This is a genomic window from Sphingomonas sp. LR55 (assembly GCF_036856015.1).
Classification (GTDB): domain Bacteria; phylum Pseudomonadota; class Alphaproteobacteria; order Sphingomonadales; family Sphingomonadaceae; genus Sphingomonas.
This window is the reverse complement of record NZ_JASPFO010000001.1, coordinates 3,048,826-3,068,828: the sequence shown is the minus strand read 5'-3', so window position 1 is coordinate 3,068,828 and position 20,003 is coordinate 3,048,826. Positions and strand designations below refer to the sequence as shown.

At 66.0% G+C, this 20,003-nt stretch carries 12 protein-coding genes and 6 pseudogenes; 7 read left to right on the top strand and 11 right to left on the bottom strand.

Annotated elements, in window-relative coordinates:
* Positions 1-39: 39 nt before the first annotated feature.
* The 4 genes and pseudogenes from mnmG to QP181_RS14685 all read left to right on the top strand — a co-directional run bounded on the left by mnmG (position 40) and on the right by QP181_RS14685 (position 4,168).
* Positions 40-1,874, top strand: a pseudogene (gene mnmG / locus QP181_RS14705) (tRNA uridine-5-carboxymethylaminomethyl(34) synthesis enzyme MnmG).
* Positions 1,871-2,490: pseudogene (rsmG, locus tag QP181_RS20085) on the top strand (16S rRNA (guanine(527)-N(7))-methyltransferase RsmG). Before mnmG ends, rsmG begins: the two co-directional pseudogenes overlap by 4 nt.
* The gene (locus tag QP181_RS14690) at positions 2,487-3,269 is read left to right on the top strand and encodes a ParA family protein (RefSeq protein ID WP_333929014.1); all 783 of its coding nucleotides are present in this window, start codon (positions 2,487-2,489) and stop codon (positions 3,267-3,269) included. Before rsmG ends, QP181_RS14690 begins: the two are co-directional and overlap by 4 nt.
* Entirely contained in the window at positions 3,266-4,168 is a 903-nt protein-coding gene (locus QP181_RS14685; RefSeq protein ID WP_333929013.1) for a ParB/RepB/Spo0J family partition protein, read from the top strand. The genes QP181_RS14690 and QP181_RS14685 overlap by 4 nt, the downstream gene beginning before the upstream one ends.
* Positions 4,169-4,353: 185 nt before the next feature.
* Here the strand turns inward: QP181_RS14685 and QP181_RS14680 are convergent, their stop codons facing one another.
* From QP181_RS14680 to QP181_RS14665, 4 genes and pseudogenes are all read right to left on the bottom strand, one after another.
* Entirely contained in the window at positions 4,354-4,986 is a 633-nt protein-coding gene (locus QP181_RS14680) for a DNA polymerase III subunit delta (protein ID WP_333929012.1), read from the bottom strand.
* 381 nt (positions 4,987-5,367) lie between these two features.
* Positions 5,368-5,898, bottom strand: coding sequence for an LPS assembly lipoprotein LptE (gene lptE, locus QP181_RS14675; protein WP_333929011.1), 531 nt, complete (start codon positions 5,896-5,898; stop codon positions 5,368-5,370).
* Positions 5,895-8,588, bottom strand: a pseudogene (gene leuS, locus QP181_RS14670) (leucine--tRNA ligase). Before leuS ends, lptE begins: the two are co-directional and overlap by 4 nt.
* Positions 8,589-8,599: 11 nt before the next feature.
* Positions 8,600-9,031, bottom strand: a complete 432-nt coding sequence (locus QP181_RS14665; RefSeq protein ID WP_056053843.1) for a DUF3576 domain-containing protein — start codon at positions 9,029-9,031, stop codon at positions 8,600-8,602.
* 290 nt (positions 9,032-9,321) lie between these two features.
* On the opposite strand from QP181_RS14665, the gene QP181_RS14660 reads away from it, so the two are divergent.
* Positions 9,322-10,029: a hypothetical protein gene (locus QP181_RS14660; RefSeq protein ID WP_333929010.1), complete on the top strand. Its 708-nt coding sequence runs from the start codon at positions 9,322-9,324 to the stop codon at positions 10,027-10,029.
* A 301-nt stretch (positions 10,030-10,330) separates the two neighbouring features.
* Here QP181_RS14660 and QP181_RS14655 read toward each other — a convergent pair whose 3' ends face one another.
* Positions 10,331-10,849, bottom strand: a complete 519-nt coding sequence (locus QP181_RS14655; protein ID WP_333929009.1) for a thiamine phosphate synthase — start codon at positions 10,847-10,849, stop codon at positions 10,331-10,333.
* A 22-nt stretch (positions 10,850-10,871) separates the two neighbouring features.
* Here QP181_RS14655 and QP181_RS14650 point away from each other — a divergent pair, with 22 nt between their 5' ends.
* Both QP181_RS14650 and QP181_RS14645 read left to right on the top strand, forming a co-directional pair.
* Positions 10,872-11,546: a YggS family pyridoxal phosphate-dependent enzyme gene (locus QP181_RS14650; RefSeq protein WP_333929008.1), complete on the top strand. Its 675-nt coding sequence runs from the start codon at positions 10,872-10,874 to the stop codon at positions 11,544-11,546.
* Positions 11,543-12,216: pseudogene (locus QP181_RS14645) on the top strand (HAD family hydrolase). The gene QP181_RS14650 and the pseudogene QP181_RS14645 overlap by 4 nt, the downstream one beginning before the upstream one ends.
* Before the next feature lie 210 nt (positions 12,217-12,426).
* Here QP181_RS14645 and QP181_RS14640 read toward each other — a convergent pair.
* From QP181_RS14640 to QP181_RS14615, 6 genes and pseudogenes are all read right to left on the bottom strand, one after another.
* Positions 12,427-12,903 carry a YdcF family protein gene (locus QP181_RS14640; protein ID WP_165886439.1) on the bottom strand — a complete coding sequence of 159 codons (477 nt, stop codon included), beginning with the start codon at positions 12,901-12,903 and terminating at the stop codon, positions 12,427-12,429.
* A gap of 32 nt (positions 12,904-12,935) precedes the next feature.
* Positions 12,936-13,981 (bottom strand): annotated as a pseudogene (ribA, locus tag QP181_RS14635) (GTP cyclohydrolase II).
* Complete coding sequence (locus QP181_RS14630) at positions 13,978-14,760, bottom strand: exodeoxyribonuclease III (RefSeq protein ID WP_333929007.1); 783 nt, start codon at positions 14,758-14,760, stop codon at positions 13,978-13,980. Before QP181_RS14630 ends, ribA begins: the two are co-directional and overlap by 4 nt.
* Before the next feature lie 346 nt (positions 14,761-15,106).
* Positions 15,107-15,736, bottom strand: coding sequence for a LolA family protein (locus QP181_RS14625; RefSeq protein WP_333929006.1), 630 nt, complete (start codon positions 15,734-15,736; stop codon positions 15,107-15,109).
* Between the two features lie 205 nt (positions 15,737-15,941).
* The gene (locus QP181_RS14620; RefSeq protein ID WP_333929647.1) at positions 15,942-17,327 is read right to left on the bottom strand and encodes a carbohydrate porin; all 1,386 of its coding nucleotides are present in this window, start codon (positions 17,325-17,327) and stop codon (positions 15,942-15,944) included.
* Positions 17,328-17,552: 225 nt separating this feature from the next.
* Positions 17,553-19,865 (bottom strand): annotated as a pseudogene (locus QP181_RS14615) (DNA translocase FtsK).
* Positions 19,866-20,003: the final 138 nt, after the last annotated feature.

Genomic DNA, 20,003 nt, shown 5'->3' with positions numbered 1-20,003 from the left:
ATCTTTGACGCGTCGGTCGTGGCGTTCTACGGCCGTGACATGTTCGATGTAGTGGTGGTTGGCGGTGGCCATGCCGGAACCGAAGCCGCAGCCGCAGCGGCGCGGAGGGCGCGCGTACTGCGCTCGTGTCGTTCGACGCTGCGCATATTGGCGCGATGTCGTGCAATCCAGCGATCGGTGGGCTCGGTAAGGGGCATATGGTTCGAGAGGTGGATGCGTTCGACGGGATGATCGGGCGCGCGGCCGATGCTGCCGCAATCCATTATCGTATGCTCAATCGGAGCAAGGGATCGGCGGTCCAGGGGCCTCGGGTTCAGGCGGATCGCCGTCTTTATTCGAGAGCGATCCAGGCGATGCTGGCAGCCACGGAAGGGCTGTCGATCGTGGAGGGCGAGGCGACGGCGTTGCACTTCGACGGTAATCGCGTGGCTGGCGTAGTGTTGGCGGATGGCGCGATCGTGGCGGCACGAGCGGTCGTGCTAGCGACCGGCACGTTCCTGGGCGGACGTATCTTCCGAGGTGACGATCGCGAGGAAGGGGGACGGATCGGCGAGCGTGCCGCCAAGCCACTCGCGGACCAGTTGCGCGCTCGGAACCTGCCGATGGCGCGGCTGAAGACGGGGACGCCACCGCGGCTCGACGGTCGCACGATAGACTGGGCCGCGCTTGCCGAGCAGCCGTCGGACCTCGATCCCTGGACGATGTCGCCGATGACTCGCACGCGGCCGCTCCCGCAGATCGCGTGTGCCATCACGCGTACGACGGACGAGACTCACGCGATCATCCGCGATGCGTTTCACCGGTCGCCACTGTTCACCGGCGCGATCGAGGCGGCGGGGCCGCGTTACTGTCCGTCGATCGAGGATAAGGTACATCGGTTCGGTGACCGGGACGGGCACCAGGTTTTCCTCGAACCCGAAGGGCTCGACGATGCGACGGTCTATCCGAACGGGTTGTCGACGTCGCTGCCGGCCGAGGTTCAGGCGGCGATGCTGGCTAGCATTCCCGGGCTCGAGCGTGTGACGATGACGATGCCCGGTTATGCGGTCGAGTATGATTATATCGATCCGCGGGCGCTCGATACGCGGTTGGCGCTGGGTGCGATCGAGGGGGTGTTCTGCGCGGGGCAGATCAACGGCACGACGGGGTATGAGGAAGCGGCGGGGCAGGGGCTCGTTGCCGGGCTGAATGCCGCGGCGTACGCATGCGACCTAGCGCCGGTGATCCTCGATCGCGCGTCGAGCTATCTTGGGGTGATGATCGACGACCTCACGCTGCAAGGCGTGACCGAGCCGTATCGGATGCTGACCGCACGCGCGGAGTTCCGGTTGTCGTTGCGCGCGGATAACGCCGAGACGCGGCTGGGTGGGATTGCGGAGGCGGCGGGGTGTCTTGGACCCGAGCGGTTGGCGCATCAGCATGCGCTGGCCGAAGACCGTGCTCGCTTCCGGTCGGCTCTCGATTGCGAGCGGACCGCGACCCACGTGGCCGATCAAGGTGTTGCGATTGGTCGCGATGGCGCGCGGCGGACTGCGTTCGACTGGCTCCGGTTCGAGGGCGTGACGCTCTCGCATGTCGCGCCGGACGCGGCGGCGGGCATCCCGACGGCGGTCGTTGACGAAGTGTTAGAGGACGCGCGCTACGCTCCGTATATCGAGCGGCAGGCGCAGGAGGTCGCGCGGTTGCGGGCCGACGAGGCGATCCGTTTGCCCGACGACCTTGCCTATGACCGCGTGCCGGGTCTGTCGAACGAGATGATCGATCGCCTGAGCGCTGCGCGACCGACCTCGCTGGCGGCAGCGGCGCGGGTGCGGGGGATCACCCCGGCGGCGTTGTCCGCGGTATTATTGCATACGAAACGAGTGCCAGCATGACCGAAGACGACGCACAGAGCTGGACCATCGAGCGGTTCGGGGCGGCAGCGACCGAGCGCTTGAACGCGTTCGTGGCGATGGTCGTCGAGGAAGCGCCGCATCAGAATCTGATCGCGCCGTCGACGATACCGACGATCTGGGATCGGCATGTGGTGGACTCGCTGCAGCTTGTTGCGCTTGCGGGGGCAGATACCTCCGCGAAACGCTGGCTCGATATCGGCACTGGCGGGGGTTTCCCGGTATGGTCGTTGCGCTGGTTCGGGAGGGGCCGGTCGATCTCATCGAACCTCGTCGTCGTCGCGCGGACTTCCTCCAGTTGTGTGTCGCTCGGCTTGGGCTCGGCGAACAGGTCCGCGTTCATGCCTCGAAGGTGGAGAATGCCACGGCCGACGCTTCGATCATTTCCGCCCGTGCGGTCGCGTCGTTGCAAAACCTTTTGCGTGGCGCGGCGCACTGCGCCACAACGGAGACGCGGTGGTTGCTTCCTCGGGGGCGTTTCGACGAGGAGGAGCTGGCCGCGCTCAAGCAGCATTGGCGGTTTATGTTCCACGTGGAACAAAGCGTCACGAACCCGGAGTCGTCAATCGTGGTTCTGGATCGGGTAAGCGCGCGATGATCACCATCGCGGTCGCCAATCAAAAGGGTGGGGTGGGCAAGACCACCAGCGCCATCAACCTCGCGACCGCGCTGGCCGCCACGGGGATGCGCGTGTTGCTGGTCGATCTCGATCCGCAGGGCAACGCGTCGACGGGGCTCGGCATCGGCCATTCGCAACGCGAACGGTCGAGCTATGACGTGTTAATCGGTGAGACGTCGATCGAGGAAGCGGTCGTGCACACGCGCGTGCCGCGGCTTGATATCGTCCCGGCGACGGTCGACCTGTCGGGCGCGGAGATCGAGTTGGTCGATTTCGACGCGCGTACGCACCGTCTGGATCGTGCGGTGAAGGCGGCGCAGGGGCCGTGGGATATCGCGCTGATCGATTGCCCGCCGTCGCTGGGGCTGCTGACGATCAACGCGATGGTCGCGGCGGACTCGCTGCTGGTGCCGCTGCAATGCGAGTTTTTTGCGCTTGAAGGGTTGTCGCAGTTGCTGAGTACGGTCGAGCGAATTCGCCAGCGGTTCAATCCGGGTTTGTCGATTCTGGGGGTGGCACTGACGATGTTCGATCGGCGGAATCGCCTGACCGACCAGGTCTCGGCGGATGTTCGCGCTGTGCTGGGCAAGGTCGTGTTCGAGACGGTGATCCCGCGCAACGTGCGGCTGTCGGAGGCGCCTAGTCACGGATTACCGGCCCTGATCTACGACCATCGGTGTTCGGGGTCGCAGGCGTATATAGCGCTAGCCCGTGAGCTTATCGGGCGGCTTCCGGCAACTGCGCAGGTTGCGGCATGAGCGACGGTAACAAACGCGGCCGTCCGGGGCTGGGCAGGGGGCTCAACGCACTTCTCGGCGAGATGGCGCGCGAGACGCCGGTGTCGGCCGATGGTGCGGCGCAGCAATCGTCGGGTGTGCGGATGCTGCCGGTCAGTTCGCTGTCGCCGCATCCCGATCAGCCGCGGCGGCATTTCGATGAGGCGATGCTCGACGAGCTGGCCGCCTCGATCGCGTCGCGGGGGCTGATCCAGCCGATCGTCGTGCGGCCGCATGGGCATGACTACCAGATCGTCGCGGGTGAGCGGCGCTGGCGGGCGGCGCAGCGCGCGCGGCTGCATGAGGTGCCGGTCGTCGTTCGCGACTTCGACGATGCCGAGACGCTCGAGATCGCGCTGATCGAGAACATTCAGCGCGAGGATCTCAACGCGATCGAAGAGGCGCAAGCGTATCAGCGGCTGGCGGGCGAATATGGCCACACGCAGGAGGTGCTCGCCAAGATCGTCCACAAGTCGCGCAGCCATGTCGCGAACCTGCTGCGGCTGCTGGAGTTGCCGGCGCAGGTCCAGTCGCAGGTGGTCGATGGATCGCTGTCGATGGGGCATGCCCGGGCGTTGCTGGGGTCGCCCGATGTGGAGTCGCTCGCGGATCAGGTCGTGTCGCGGGGGTTGTCGGTGCGCGAGACCGAGAAGCTGGCGCGGGATGCGAAGCCTGGGCGGAGTCGTGGCGGTGGTGGTGGTTCGTCCGAGCCTCGGGTGCCGGATGCGGATATCGCGGCGTTGGAGCGGCAGTTGGCGGATCTGCTCGGGTTGCAGGTGAAGGTGGCGCATTCCGAGACTGGGGGGACGCTGACGTTGAGTTACTCGACGTTGGACCAGCTCGATATGGTGTGCCAGCGGCTTACGGGTGGGGCGATCTGAGATGCGGCGGATCTCAACCCCGTTCGTCCTGAGTAGCCGTCGAGTAGCGGCATCGCCGCGTATCGAGATGGCGTATCGAAGGACAGGTTGGCGCGCGGAACCCATGCTTCGATACGAGTCCTCGATACGCTCCTGACGGAGCTACTCGGTCTCTACTCAGCACGAACGGGGAGGGGGCAGATGCGTTAGTTTCGCCGGGCGATCGCTTGGGAAAGCGCTACCACCGCCGCCTCTGCCACCACACCGCCAGCATTTCCCGATGCCATGATCGCGCGCTCGGCGGTTCGGACGCGCTGGATCGCGGTGGCGAGCATTACCGGCGACCAGCGCCGCAAGGACCGCGCGGTGCTGGCCTCTTCCTTGAAGAACACGCGGTGGCGTTTCATCACGGCGTCGACCGCTTCGCCGCGGTCGATTTCGCCGCGCATGTCGGCCAGCGCGATCAGGCGACGGACGAGCTGGCGGAGCCATGGGATCGGCGGCGTCCCGGCTTCTTCGAGGACGGCGAGTTCGGCACCGAGATCGTCGACCCGGCCTTCGATCACCGCATCGATCGCGCGGCCCATTTCCGCATCGCCGAGGTCTGCACCGACCGCATCGAGTGCATGGTGATCGAGGTCCGCAGGCCGATCGGGCGCGGCGTCGAGGTACAGCGCAAGCTTCTCGATCTCGCGCGACATGACGGCGCGGTCGCCGCCGGTCGTATCGACCAGGCGGCGGGCGACGCCGGGGGCGGGGCGGAGGCCGTTCTCGTTGGCGATCGTCGTCGCGAGGCGCTCGGCGTCTTGGGCGGTCGGGGCGTAGCAGGCGAACGCCATCGCGCGGGGAGTCGATCGCGAGCTTGACGATCTTGGCGGTCGATTTGACGGTCGGGGCGATCGCGACGACGGGGTTGCCGACGCGTTCGGCCGTCAGGAGGTTGGTAAAGGCTTCGAGGCTTTCCTCGCCTGCCGAGGCGACGCGGACGAACCTTGCACCGGCAAACAGTGAGAGCGACGCGGCTTCGTCGGTCAGCCGGCCGGGGTCGCTCTTGAGCGTCGAGCCGTCGAGATCGACGCGTTCGGCGTCCGCGCCCATCGCCTTTGCCAGCACGCGCGCCAGGTCGCTAGCGCCGGCCTCGTCGGGGCCGTGGAGCAGGTACAGGCGGATGTCACCGCCCGGTTTGGCCAGCGCACCGCGGATCTGGCCGGCGCTGGCCTTCACTTTGCGGGCGTGGTGGCCTGCGCCGCGGCGACCGCAGGCGTGTTGCGTGCATATAGCGCAACGCGCGCGACGATCTGGTCGGCGACGATTTGCGACAGGCGTTCGAGCGCAGTGTTCTCGGCCGCGATCGTCGCATATTCGGAGCGGACGACGTCGATGCCGGCGTCGGAGCCGGCGGTCGCGTCGAGCAGCACCGAATTGTCGCCGATCCGCACGAGTTGATAGCGCGCGCGCAACGTGCGGCGTTCGCGCGAGACGCTGTCGTCGGTGCGGACGCCGAGGCCGCTTATCGCGTCGTCGAGGCGGATGTCGATCCGGTAGAGCGCCGGTGCACCGTTCGACGGCAGGCGGTCGCGCAACGCGGTGGCCATCAGCCAGCCGTTCTTGCCCGCGATCGGTGCGATCTCGACCTGGCCGAGTGCGCCCGCGACCGGCCCGCTGCTGCCACCCGCGTAGAGCGGATGCAGGCCGCAGCCCGACAGCACCGGCGTCAACGCAAGTACGCTGAGGATCGCTAGGCGCTTCATGCGACGATGTTCACGAGACGGTCGGGCACGACGATCACTTTCCGGGGCGGCTTGCCCTCGAGCAGGCGGACGATCTTCTCGGAGGCGAGCGCGGCGGCTTCGACCTCGTCCTTGGCTGCGCCCTTGGGGAAGACGAGCGTGTCGCGCAGCTTGCCGTTGACCTGCACCGCGATCGTGACCTCGTCGTCGACCAGCATCGCCGGATCGACGATCGGCCAGGCGGCGTCGGCGATCAGGCCGTCGTTTCCAGCGGTCGCCCAGGCTTCCTCGGCGACATGCGGGACCATCGGGCTGACGAGCAGCAGCAACGTGCGGACCGCCTGTTCGCGGTCTGCAGAGGGCGCTGCCTTCTCGATCGCGCTGCACAGCGAGTAGAGCCGCGCGACCGCCTTGTTGAACTGCAAGGCATTGATATCGCTCTCGATACCTACCGTCGTGCGATGGCAAAGTTTGCGCAAGGCGATGTCGTCGCCCTCGGCCTTGGCGTCGTCGTCGGACTCGATCAGACGCCAGAGACGCTGGACGAACCGCCACGCGCCTTCGATGCCGGATTCGCTCCACGGCAGATCGCGCTCGGGCGGCGAGTCGGAGAGCACGAACCAGCGCACCGCGTCGGCGCCATACTGGTCGACGATCGGCTCGGGATCGACGGTGTTCTTCTTCGACTTCGACATCTTCGTCACGCGACCGACCGTCACGGGGCCGCCGGTCGCGATCTCGATATATCCCGCATCGGTCTTGCGGACCTCGTCGGGAGACAGCCACTTCGTCTTCACAGGCGCGTCGCTCGAATCGTCGTCGTCCATGTCGGCTTCCGGCTGCGCGTCGTCGGCGTAACCTCGGCTGTACGTCTCGTGCGTGACCATGCCCTGCGTGAACAGCCCGGCGAATGGCTCGGCGATGTCGAGCATGCCGATATGCTTCAGCGCGCGCGTCCAGAAGCGGGCGTAGAGCAGGTGCAGGATCGCGTGCTCGACGCCGCCGATATACTGGTTGACCGGCAGCCACTTCTCCGCGCCCGTCCGGTCGAACGGCTTGGCGTCCGGCTGGCTGGCGAAGCGGATGAAATACCACGACGAGATCGACGAACGTGTCGAGCGTATCGGTCTCGCGCCGCGCGTTGCCGCCGCAAGACGGGCAGGCGACGTGCTTCCAGGTCGGATGGCGATCGAGCGGGTTGCCGGGGACGTCGAAGCTGACGTCCTCGGGCAGCACGATCGGCAGCTGGTCCTTGGGCACGGGCACCGCACCGCACGCGTCGCAGTGGATGATCGGGATCGGCGTGCCCCAATAGCGCTGGCGGCTGACGCCCCAGTCGCGCAGGCGGAACACGGTCGTGCCCTTGCCCCAGCCTTCGCCCTCGGCGCGCTCGATCACGACGCGCTTGGCGTCCTCGATGTCCATGCCGTCGAGGAAATGCGAGTTCACAAGGCTGCCGGCGCCGGTCCAGGCGGTGTCGCCGACGAACACGGGGGCCTCGTCATCGCCTTCGCTGACGACGCGCTTGACGGGCAGGTCGTATTTGCGCGCGAAATCCAGATCGCGCTGGTCGTGCGCGGGGACGCCGAACACCGCGCCGGTGCCGTATTCCATCAGCACGAAGTTCGCGATGTAGACCGGGAGTTCCCAAGCCTTATTAAGCGGATGCACCGCGCGGAGGCCGGTGTCGAAGCCTAGCTTCTCCTGCGTATCGAGCTCGGCCGCAGTGGTGCCGCCACGCTTACACAGCGCGATGAACGCAGCTGCATCGGGGTTCGTCTCGGCGATGGCGCGCGCGATCGGGTGATCGGCTGCGACCGCGACGAAGCTGGAACCGAACATCGTGTCCGGACGGGTCGTAAAGACCTCGACGAATTCCTCCCCGGAACGGGGAGGGGGACCATCCGCAGGATGGGGGAGGGGCTGTCGGCGGGCGCTGCCGTATGTGGCGCGCCCCCTCCACCTCCGGCTTCGCCGGCGGTCCCCCTCCCCGTGCCGGGGAGGAGTTGGAACTTGAACTGTAGACCCTGGCTGCGGCCGATCCAGTTCTCCTGCATCAGCTTGACCTTGTCGGGCCAATGTTCGAGCGCACCCAGCCCGTCGACCAGCTCGTCGGCGAAGTCGGTGATCTTCAGGAACCACTGCGACAGCTTCCGCCGCTCGACCAGCGCGCCCGAACGCCAGCCGCGACCGTCGATCACCTGCTCGTTGGCGAGCACGGTCATGTCGACCGGATCCCAGTTTACCGCCGATTCCTTGCGATAGACCAAGCCAGCCGCGAACAGGTCGAGGAACAGCGCCTGCTCATGCCCATAATATTCGGGCTCGCAGGTCGCCAGCTCGCGCGTCCAGTCGAGCGCAAAACCGAGGCGCTTCAGCTGCGCCTTCATCGTCGCGATGTTGGCGCGCGTCCAGGTGCCCGGATGCACGCCCTTTTCCATCGCCGCGTTTTCGGCGGGCATGCCGAACGCGTCCCAGCCCATCGGATGGAGCACTTCCATGCCCTTCATCCGACGGAACCGCGCGAGCACGTCGCCCATCGTGTAGTTCCGGACATGCCCCATGTGGATGCGCCCCGACGGATAGGGGAACATCTCGAGCACATACGAGCGCGGCTTGGTCGACAGGTCGTCCGCGGCGAACGTCTTGCGCTCGTCCCAGACCTTCTGCCACGCCGCGTCCGCCTTCAACGCATTGAAACGCGACGCCATTATATCAGTCCTCAGCCCGCGATCGAGGCGCGGCGCAGGTCGCGGGCCTTGGTCAGGATGATGTCCTCGAGCTTCTGCGTGGTCGCGGCCTGGACCGGCGACGACACCCACTGGCCGTTGCGGTTGACTTCGCGGAGGGCGGCGACGCGCAGTGCATCGGCGCGCAGATCCTGGTCGAGGATCGACACGGTCACCTTCATGCGCTCGGTTGGCGTCTGCGGATTGATGTACCAGTCGGTGACGATCACGCCGCCATTCGAGTCGGTCTGCAGCAGCGGCATGAAGCCCAGCGTGTCGAGGCTCGCGCGCCACAGGTAGCTGTTGACGCCGATCGTCGTGATCTTCGACGCGGCGAGATCCGCCTTGGGACGCGCCGATCCGCCGCCGCAAGCGACGAGAGGCAGGGCAAACAGCACGACTGCGATACGCGAGCGGCGGAACATGGGCATCATCCTGGCAAGAAAATCAGCCCTTGCTCTACAGGCGTGCCCGCGCGCCCGCAAGCAGACGCCCGCATGCGTGAGAGGCGGGGCGTCGAACGGCCGATCCCGTTTCGATATGCCCGTTGCGGTAGCGCTAACGCGGCGACATGTGTGCTGATTGCAACACTGTCCGACAATTCGGCGACGAAGGGTGGGAATGCGCGGTTCTGCGGCCTTTGCTGTGGATCAATTCATGTTAGATGCTGTTTAACAGGATCCGATTACGGGATTCGAAGGACAGATTCGTTGTGATGACGCGTGGGGGAATTTTCGGGGTGGTTGCCGGGGCGCTTGTCGCCACCGCCGCAATCGTCGCGCCCGCCTTCGGCGCCAGCGAACAGCCCGCCCGGATCGCCAAGCATAACGTCGCTGCGGTTCGCGGTATCGGATCGTTTACGCCAGCCGCCGCCGACCCCCGCCTTGCCGCGATGTTCGCGCGCGGTGGCTTCGACGCCGGCAGCTTCCGCTTCACGCCTGCCGAAACGCGCCAGGATAACCGCGCGGTGACCGTCGCGGTCCGTGCGCAGACCAACCGCGGTATTGCCAACACGGCCAGCCTCGCTTCGACCACGCCGACGGTCGGTATCGCGCCGATCGCGTATAACCTCGGCATGTCGGTTGGCTGGAAGCGGTTCGCGATCTCGGGCGACGTGAACAAGCTCGATCTCGGCGGTCTGCCGGGTAGCCGGGAGGCTGCCGACCTTGCGGTGAGCTATAGCGCCAAGCGGTTCAGCGGCACGGTGAAGGCGGCGGCGGATCGTCCGCTGGCAAATGCACCGCGACTCGTCGAGGAAGCGCCGAGCTACTCGGTCGATCTAGGCGGGTCGTACGCGCTGACCCGGAGCCTCGCGGTCACCGCCGGCGTGCGTTACCGTTCGGACCGCGAGCGCTTCGTAAAGGTCGACGACGATCGCCGCGATAGCCAAGCCGTGTATCTGGGCACTGCCTTCCGCTTCTAAGGTTTGGCAGGATTTGCCGTGGTTGCGGCGTAAACCTGCTTACTCGTTCTCAACCATCGTCGCCTCTGGCATCTCTGCCTCTCCCGTTGGGAGAGGGAACGGGGCCGCGGCCGCTTGGTCGTAGGAATGATGAGGCTGATCTGAACCCAGACGATTCGAAGCACCTTCCACAATTCGTCACTCTAGCAAACGCTAGGGTCTCTCTCGAAACAGATGACGCTAGCCTCAGGGACGAGATCCCAGCTTTCGCTGGGATGACGGGGTGGGGGGTGTCTTGCCCCAATAGCGGGAGCGCGCAGGACTAGCGGAGCCACGCATCGATTGCAGCCCAGCCGTGAAACCCGAATCGCTGTATCCGCCGCCACCGCAGCGCGTCCATTCCACCCAACGCGATCACCGGTACTCCAACCCCGCGGGCGATCCGCATCGCCCGCGCCGGACCCAGCCCAGCCGCCTCTGCATGCGACCGCGTGGCATAGACCGGCGACACGAACAGCGCGTCCGCCTTGGCGCGCTGCCCGGCGAGCGCTTCGGCACGCGTATGCGCCGGCCAGGTCCTGATGCCGCGCGTCCTCGCCCGACCATGCACGCCGTCCGCCCGCATCGAAGACACCCCCGCGACGACGACGATCAATCGCCGCGCCTGCGCCAGTCGTAGAACCCGCCGTAGCAATTCCCGTCGCTCGCCCGCTGGCGTTGCATAATGCCGAAACACCACGCCCGATCCGGGCGGCAACCGTCTCAGCGCCGGCCATAAAGCGTCACTCATCCGCTCGTCGGTCATCAGCCAGCGTGTGGGAATGGGGTTACGGCGGGGCACACCGCTGCCTATAGCGCGCGGCATGATAGCTGACGACACCACGCCGCTCGCATCCATCCGCACCCGGATCGCCAAGGCCGCCGAGATTGCCGATCGCCGGATCACAGACGTGACATTGATCGCGGTCTCCAAGACGCATCCGGTCGAGGCAATCGAACCGCTGCTCGTCGAAGGCCAGCGCGTGTTCGGCGAGAACCGTGTGCAGGAAGCCTCCGAGAAATGGCCAGCGTTGCGCGAGAAGTATCCCGATGTCGAACTGCACCTGATCGGCCAGCTTCAGTCGAACAAGGCCGCCGAAGCCGTGGCGCTGTTCGATTGCATCCATGCGGTCGATCGCCCGTCGCTGGTCACTGCGCTGGGGAAGGCGATGGAGACGAGCGACCGTCGTCCGGACTGTTTCCTCCAGGTCAACATCGGCGACGAACCGCAAAAGGGTGGCTGCGCGATTGCCGACCTGCCTGCGCTGGTCGAGCAGGCGCGTGCCGCCGGCTTGCCGATCGCGGGACTGATGTGCTTGCCGCCCGCGGATATCGAGCCGGCACCGTATTTCGCGCTGCTGGCAAAGCTCGCGCGCGATCACAGGCTGACCGGCCTCAGCATGGGCATGTCCGACGATTTCGAGACCGCGGTGACGATCGGCGCGACTCACGTCCGGATCGGCAGCGCGCTGTTCGGCGCTCGGGGGACGGGCGCATGAGCATTGCGGTCCGGTTCGACGCACTGCTGTTCGACTTCGACGGCGTGCTGATCGACAGCGAAGCGGTCGGAAACCGCCACATTGCGGAGTGGCTGACCGCCGCTGGGCACCCAACGACTCCCGACGAGTCGATGGCGAACTTTATGGGGCTTGCCGGCCCGCACTTCATCGATGCGATCGAGCGCTGGATCGACCGGCCGCTCCCCGACGATTTCTACGCCGCGCGCAAAGCCGAAGATGCGCGCGTGATGGCGACAGGTGTCGACGCGATCGAGGGCGCGGTGTCGTTCGTCCGGTCGCTCCCCGCCGATCTACCCAAGGCGATCGTCTCGTCGAGCCCAGTTAGCTGGATCGCGAGGCACCTTGAGCATATCGGCCTGCGCGATGCGTTCGGAGACCACCTCTACAGCGGCCGCGAGCACGTGACGAACGGCAAGCCTGCGCCCGACCTCTACCTGTTCGGCGCACGGCAACTCGACGTGGATATCACGCGGACGGCGATCCTCGAAGACTCGCCGGTGGGTGCGACCGGCGCGGTGGCGTCGGGGGCTATGTCATCGGTCTGTCGGCGGGATCGCACTGTAATGCGGAGCACGGCGCGCGGCTGAAGGCTATCGGCGTCGATGCCCTGGCGGAGAGCTTCGACGACGTTGCGCGGTTGCTAGGATAAACTAGATCCCGGTTCTTAAAGTCAAGGACAAGCCAGCCGGTATCCCGTTCCGATGATTACACCTCCCCGGCGAAGGCCGGGGTCCAGTGGCGGAACGGGAATAACGGCGAACGGACCTTCGTTACATCGGCCTTCCCAACTGGACCCCGGCCTTCGCCGGGGAGGTGCTCGCTCGAGGGATACGCAAACTCAACGCGTCCGCAGCGACCGCTAGCCCCGCCCCCGACGCCAGATCGCGCCGATCCCCGCGACCAAGTCATACGGGATCGCCGCCGCCTCTCGCGTCCGCATCTTGAGCTGGTACCGCCGGCTCCCGCCATGCGGCACGTGGATCACGCTCGCGGACATGCCGAGCATCGCGAACAGCATGCGGATGCGCGGCTGGTGATAGCCGTCGGTGCAGATCATGCACTGCGCATACGCGCCGGCGCGGGCGAAAGCCGTCGCCGCGACCACGCTCTGCAGCGTATCCACGCTCGCCTCGTCGAGATAGATCCGCGACCGGTCGACCGTCTCCGCCAGCATTTCCGCCATTACCGAAGCCTCGGACGGCCCATGCGTGCCCTTCGCGCCCGAGCAGAACAGGTCTGCATCTACATACCGCGCCGCCGCCGCTGCCGCGAACGCGATCCGCCGCGCAAGCGTCGGGCTCGGACTGCCATCGGGACGAACGGCTGCACCGAACACCACGATCAAACGGCGCGAGGGAGGAATCTCGGTCAGAACTGATGCCCCGTGCGGTCGCGCTTGGTCGCGAGATACTGTGCGTTGTGCGGGTTTGCCGGCAGGAAATGTGGCACCCGCTCGATCACCGTCACGCCCGCCGCTTCAAGCCCAGCCACCTTCGCCGGGTTGTTCGTCAGCAACCGAATGTCGCGCTGCCCGAGCAGAGTCAGCATCCTCGCGGCTACCCCGAAGTCCCGCGCATCGACCGCAAAGCCGAGCCGCGTGTTCGCGTCGACCGTGTCGTACCCCTGGTCCTGCAACGCATAAGCGCGAAGCTTGTTGACCAGCCCGATCCCGCGCCCTTCCTGCCGCAGATAGAGCAGGATACCCCAGCCACTATCCCGGATCGCGTGGATCGCGGCGTGCAGTTGTGGCCCGCAATCGCATTTGAGGCTGCCCAGCACATCGCCCGTCAGGCATTCGCTATGCAGCCGGACCAGCGGCGGCTGGCCGTTGGGCTGGCCGATCAGCAGCGCGATATGCTCGTCCGCACTCTCCGGCGAGCGGAACGCGACGATCTCCGCATCCTCCGCGCCCTCGACCGGGAGGCGCGCGCGGCCGCGAGCGTCAGTCGTGTGGCGTCCTCGTGCGCTTCTATGTCCGCGCGCGTGATCCGAACCTCGGGCTCGCCAGTGCCGAGGAAGAAAGCGGGTAACAACCCGGCAATCCGCGCCAGCCGCAACGCCGCCGCCGCCGCGTCTGGATCGGTCAGCGCGACCGTCTGGAACGGCCCCTTCATGGGAGTCGCCAGATCGAATTGCGGATCCGCCAACGCGGTCGCGGCGGCGAAATCGATCCACGGCGCCCGATCGACCAGCACCGGCTCGGTCGGATCGGCGGCGGCCAGTTGGTTTGCGAGCTTCAGCGTCGCAGCTCGCCCCGACGAGATCAGCACGCCGCCATTTCCTTTCGGATCGAACGCGGCCAACCGGTCCGCATCCGCCGTTTCAACCGCCAGCAGCACCAGCCCGTCGATCGCGATCGGCCAACCGCGCCGGAGCGCATCGACCGCGCGGGCGGCGGCGCGCGGATCACTCAAAACGCGAACTCGGTCATGATCGGCACGTGGTCGGACGGTTTCAGCCAGCTCCGGCAGCGTTCGTAGACGTGGTGCGACACCGCCGCCTCGGCAGCGGTACCCGTCGCCCACATGTGATCGAGTCGCCGACCGCGATCCGATGCTTCCCACTCCTTCGCGCGGTAGCTCCACCATGTGAACAACCGCGCGGGGGCGGGATGAAAGCGGCGGCCGAGATCGACCCAGTCGCCCGCCGCCTGCAACTTGCCGAGCGCTTCGACCTCCACGGGTGTGTGGCTGACGACGTCGAGCAACTGCTTGTGGCTCCAGACGTCCGATTCGAGCGGGGCGATGTTGAAGTCGCCGACCAGGATGGTCGGGCCTGGCAGCGTTTCGGACCAGGTCGTCATGCGCTCGATGAAATCGAGCTTCTGGCCGAACTTCGGGTTCATCTCGCGGTTCGGGACATCGCCGCCAGCTGGGACGTAGACGTTCTCGAGCCGCACGCCGTTTTCCAGCCGGACGCCGATATGGCGCGCCTCGCTGTTCGCCTGCCAGTCGAAGCGGTCGTCCTCGACGATCGGGACCCGGCTCAGGATCGCGACACCGTGGTGCATGCGCTGGCCGTGCAGGACGATATGCTCGTAGCCGAGGGCGCGGAACGCCGCCAACGGGAAGTCGCCGTCGATGACCTTGGTCTCCTGCAGGCACAGGATGTCGGGTTGCTCATCACGCAGGAACTGCTCGACGATGGCGATTCGGAAACGGACCGAGTTGATGTTCCAGGAGACGATCTTCACGGCCGCGATGTAGCGTTGCGAGGAGGTGGGGACAAGGAAGCGTCTGGAGGCTTCGGAAGAAGGGAGAAGGCGCCATCGGCGAAGCCGCTGTCGTCGACCGGGCCCTGAGAAGAGTGGGGCCCGCCGGTCGCGCTTGAACGAGTCAGGCAAATCTTTTGCCTGCCGCTCTACGCGAAAGACCCTCGCTCCGGGGGCATGGAGCGAGGGCCAACTCAGCGTTCGTCACGCAGGCAGACTGTGGGGAAACCATCCGGGCAACAGGGGAAAAATCCCGAATGCCTCACATCCGCGAGCCACTCATTAGGGTGCGAAACCTGTCGCTGGCATGAATGACCAGAAAGTTTTGTTACTTTCTTCCACCGACGGTGCGTGGGTCGTTCCAGCGGAAGGTGTTGTCGCTGACGGCCACGCCGAATTTCTGGTTGGTCAGCCGGATCGTCGTCCGGTTGTTCTGGCTGTCGAGCGCGACCCAGCCCTGCAGCATCAGTCCGCCCGGCGCGCCCGGGTTGCGCACGAACACTAGCGTGATCCGACCATATTCGGGGTGCTTCGGATCGTTCGCCTCGACCGACACAATCCGCTGGTCATAGCCGGGGACGAGCTTGGCATAGCGGGTGATGTCACGGGTCGGATCGAGCAGCACGCCCAACGGCGAATTCTTGATCGGCCAACGCTGCACCTGCTTCACCGAATAATCGATGAAGGTCAGCGCGCCGCCCTCCGCAACGATCAGGATCGGCACGCCCTTCTCATACTGGAAGCGCAGCTTGCCGGGCTTCTTCAGCGTCAGCACGCCGGTCAGCACCTTGCCATTGCGATCCGCCTGCGAGAAACTGGCGGTCATCGTCTCGACGGACTGCAGATGCTTCTGCACCGCGGCCAGATCGCCGGTAGCCTGCGCGGCGATTGGCGCGGGTATGGCGGCAACCGAGAGAGCGGCGATCGTCGCGATCACCGCGGGGCGGGAATTGAACATCATAATCTCCTTGGAACGCGGACGATTGCCCGCCCGCGCTTGAACCGCCACTGAATTCGATCTGCGGCCACCACACAACCGCATCCGTCATCCTGACGAAAGTCAGGACCCAGGATCAAGCAGGGCAGCGGGTGTTACTCGGGATCCTAACTTTCGTCAGGATGACGGGGGCGGAGGGCCGGCGGCATGTAAAGTTGATCGTCCGTTACAGCGTGATCGCAGCCTTCATCCCGAGCACGCCGACGTCGTTCGCGTCATGCACCCCGCCAGGATTGTGGATGAACTGCACGTTCGGCCGCAATTCGAGCCACCGCGTCGGGTGGACGCTGTAGTAGATTTCCGACGCATACTCCGCATCCTGTACCGCTGGTCGCGTCGGATCGAGTTCCTGCCCCTTCGCAACGCGCCCGTTCACGTTGGTCCGCGCCACGCCGAAGCCGAGAATGTCGCCCGGCCGCCACGGCACCAGCCCTTTGTAGAACAGCCCGGCGGCGATCTGGTTGTCGGTGGTCGAGGTCGCGCGGTCGGCCTGCGTCGCGTTGAGGAACACGCTGAGCCCGGTCACCGACTTGCCGTCCTTCGACGTACCGGTGATCTGCTGCTGGAGATTGAAATACACGCCGTAGCGCGCGTCGTGGCGGAGCGGCGCCATTCCGGTGATCGCGATCGGCTGGCGGTTCACGTCGTAGAATACGTCATCCCCGTTCGATGTGTTGACCCAGCCGCCAACCTTGTACGCGCCCACGCGGCCGTCGTTATCGCCGCGATGCCATTCGGCCTCGACCGGAATCAGCGCGCCGGTTGCACCGTGGAACCGGCCGATCACGAAGTCCTTTTCGAGGTTGCGCGGGTTCACCTCATAGGCGGCGGTCTTCAAAGTGAGGTGGTCGTTGACGTCGTAGCGCAGCCGCGCGCCCCATTGCCCGACCGGCCAGTTCTGCCAGTAATCGCCGACCAGATTGCCCGGCTGCGCGCCGCAGAAACTGAGGTTCTGGAAATAGCAGGAGAAGACCGCGAAATCCTCGCCTGGGTTGGTGCGACCGATCTTCAGTTCGAGCTTTTCGCCGAGCGTCTGCTCGTACCAGAATTGCGTCAGGCGCAGCGTCTGGCCGCGGCCATACACTTCCTGCACCTGTTGCAGTACGCCCAGATTGGCGTCCGCGCCGAGATCGCGACCGCGGCGATAGGTGAGCGTGGCCTGGAACGCGCCGCCCTTGAGTCCGACGACCTTGTCGAGATCGAGCAGCACGCCGACGTCGAACTGGCCGGTCTCGCGCAACAGTTTCCGGTCGCCGCCTGCGAAATTATACCCGCTTTCCGACGCATAGCGCGCGCTGACGCCGATCCCGCGGTCCGCCAGGCGTTTGCGGATGTCGAACCAGTCCGCGAACAGGCCGGGCGGCGGGGTGCGCTGCGTATCCGCGGTCAGCGCGGACGGCGACAGATCGCTGTCACGGCGGACACCCGAACGGGGGCGGTGCTGGGTATCTGTGCTGGTACTGCCCGGAGTCTGCTTCGGGATATCCTGCGCCGAAACCTGCCCGGACACGGCAAGCGCCAATGCCCCTGCACACAACCGCCGATACCCCATCACGCTCACCTGCTTTTCGTAACTTATATCAGCTCCGTATACCGGCCGTCGGTGGTTCGAAACCCTTGTCCGCGCGGGAAAGTTGGTGGCGGGCGGCCCCTCCTAGTTCTCCCGCGAAGGCGGGAGCCCAGAGTTCCAAACGACATCGTTCGTGGCTCCTGGACCCCCGCGTTCGCGAGGGAACAGAAGGTTTCTCGAAGGACGGCTGGTATCGGTTTCCCAACGCTAGATCGCATGCCCTTCGGTATCGCGGAGCACTTCGCGCCGCCCGACATGATCCGGGCGGCCGACGATGCCGTCCTTTTCCATGCGCTCGATCAACCGCGCCGCGGAATTATATCCGATCCGCAACTGGCGCTGCAGCCAAGAGGTCGACGCCTTCTGCGATCTCGCACACCAGCTGGATCGCCTGGCGATATTGCTGGTCCTCCGCCGAATCCTCTCCGGTCGGCGAACCCTCCAGCGCGAAGCTCTCCTCGGGCTCCTCGGTGACGGAGGAGATGTAATCGGGCAGCCCCTGCGAGCGCCAATGATCTGCCACCAGCCGCACTTCGTCATCGGTCACGAACGGCCCATGCACACGCACGATACCCTTGCCGCCCGGCATATACAGCATGTCGCCCTTGCCCAGCAGCTGCTCCGCGCCCTGTTCACCGAGAATGGTCCGCGAATCGATCTTCGACGTGACGTGGAAGCTGATCCGCGTCGGTAGATTGGCCTTGATGACGCCGGTGATGACGTCGACCGATGGCCGCTGCGTCGCCATGATCAGGTGGATGCCGGCCGCGCGTGCCTTCTGCGCGAGCCGCTGGATGAGGAATTCGACTTCCTTGCCCGCGGTCATCATCAGGTCGGCGAGCTCGTCGACGATCACCACGATTTGCGGCAAAACGTCGTATTCGAGCTTTTCCTCCTCGTACATCGGCGCGCCGGTATCCGGGTGATACCCCGTCTGCACCTTCCGTCCGAGCGGCTGCCCCTTGGCCTTCGCGCCGCGCACCTTGTCGTTGAAGCCGGCGAGGCTGCGCACGCCGACGGAGGACATCTGGCGATAGCGATCCTCCATCGTCTCGACCGCCCATTTCAGCGCGCGCACCGCTTTCGCGGGATCGGTCACGACCGGCGACAACAGGTGCGGAATGTCGTCATACATGCTCAGTTCGAGCATCTTCGGATCGATCATGATCATCCGGCACTGGTTCGGCGTCAGCTTGTACAGCAGCGACAGGATCATGCTGTTCAGGCCGACCGACTTGCCCGAGCCGGTCGTGCCCGCGACCAGCAGATGCGGCATCGGTGCGAGATCGGCGATCACCGAATCGCCCGCGATGTTCTTGCCGAGGATGATCGGCAGCTGCGCCGACTGGTCCTCGAACGTCTGGCTGCCGACGAGTTCGTGCAAGCTCACCGCCTCGCGCCGCGCATTCGGCAGCTCGATGCCGATGACGTTGCGCCCTGGAATCACCGCAACGCGCGCGGAAATCGCGGACATGTTGCGGGCGATATCGTCGGCCAGCGCGATCACCCGGCTCGCCTTGACGCCCGGGGCGGGCTCGAGCTCGTACATCGTCACGACCGGCCCCGGTCGCACCTCTATGATCGACCCCGTCACCTTGAAATCGTCGAGCACGTTCTCAAGCAGCCGCGCGTTGCGCTCGAGGCCCGCCTTGTCGATCACATTGCCCTGGCTCGGCGGCGACGGCGTCAGCAGGTCGAGGCTCGGCAGCGTGAAATTGTCGCGCAAGTCGAGCGACGACTGGCGCTCCTTGGGTTTCGCCTGCGACGGTGCGTTCTGGCGGTCGGCGATGACAGGCGCAGGGCGCGGATCGGGCTCGGCGATTGCGCGCGGCTCGACCGGCTTGCGCGTCAGCGTCAGCGGCTCGTCGTTATCCTCGTCGATTTCCGCAAAGCCGTCATAGCCCAGCGCCTCGGTGCGATTGCGGCGGGAAAGCGCCATTTGCGCTCGCCAAGATCGATCTCGATGCTCTTGCCCCAGACGATCGCGCCCGCGACCGCCGCGACCAGACCGACCGCGCGGGCGGACCAGAGTTCGGCGACCGGCTGGCCGATGAAGCTCAGCCCCCAATGCACGACGCTCGCGACGGACAAGCCGATCACGCCACCCCAGCCGGCGGGCAGCGCCAGCACCGACGATCCGGATACGAACGCGAGCGCGCTCGCCATCAGCGCGACGCCGATCGCCGCGCCGCGCACCATCCGCAGCCAATGCCCCAGCGGCAGGTCGCGCCACAATCGCATGCCCAGAATCGGACCGATCGGCAGCAGTAGCGCAACCGCCGGCCCAAACAGCGTCAGCGCAATATCGGCGAACCATGCGCCCGGCGGTCCCACCAGATTGTCGGGATAGGCGCCCGACGCGGTGTTGAGCGCAGCATCGCTCGGGTGATAGCTCGCCAGCGCCAGCGCCATCAGCAGCGTGCCGACGAACAACGCGATCGCCGCGATCAACGCGCCGCTGCGGACGGCACCCGCCTTCACCGTCTCACGCCACAAGGCTGGCTGCGCGCGGCTGGCCATGACCCGTATTCTCCAGTTGCAGTATAACTCAGAAATGCATCGCCCTCGGCAGGCTCAACGTCAAGGTAACCACGCGACAACACGGGTTAAGCTGCGCCCGGATCGTCGTTGGCAGCGACCGGCTGGCGGGATAAAGCG

Coding starts and splice junctions, on each gene's coding strand:
- QP181_RS14690 (WP_333929014.1), top strand. CDS start 2,487: ATGATCACCATCGCGGTCGCCAATCAAAAGGGTGGGGTGGGCAAGACC.
- QP181_RS14665 (WP_056053843.1), bottom strand. CDS start 9,031: ATGTTCCGCCGCTCGCGTATCGCAGTCGTGCTGTTTGCCCTGCCTCTC.
- QP181_RS14660 (WP_333929010.1), top strand. CDS start 9,322: ATGACGCGTGGGGGAATTTTCGGGGTGGTTGCCGGGGCGCTTGTCGCC.
- QP181_RS14620 (WP_333929647.1), bottom strand. CDS start 17,327: ATGGGGTATCGGCGGTTGTGTGCAGGGGCATTGGCGCTTGCCGTGTCC.
- QP181_RS14625 (WP_333929006.1), bottom strand. CDS start 15,736: ATGTTCAATTCCCGCCCCGCGGTGATCGCGACGATCGCCGCTCTCTCG.
- QP181_RS14650 (WP_333929008.1), top strand. CDS start 10,872: ATGATAGCTGACGACACCACGCCGCTCGCATCCATCCGCACCCGGATC.
- QP181_RS14685 (WP_333929013.1), top strand. CDS start 3,266: ATGAGCGACGGTAACAAACGCGGCCGTCCGGGGCTGGGCAGGGGGCTC.
- QP181_RS14680 (WP_333929012.1), bottom strand. CDS start 4,986: ATGGCGTTCGCCTGCTACGCCCCGACCGCCCAAGACGCCGAGCGCCTC.
- lptE (WP_333929011.1), bottom strand. CDS start 5,898: ATGAAGCGCCTAGCGATCCTCAGCGTACTTGCGTTGACGCCGGTGCTG.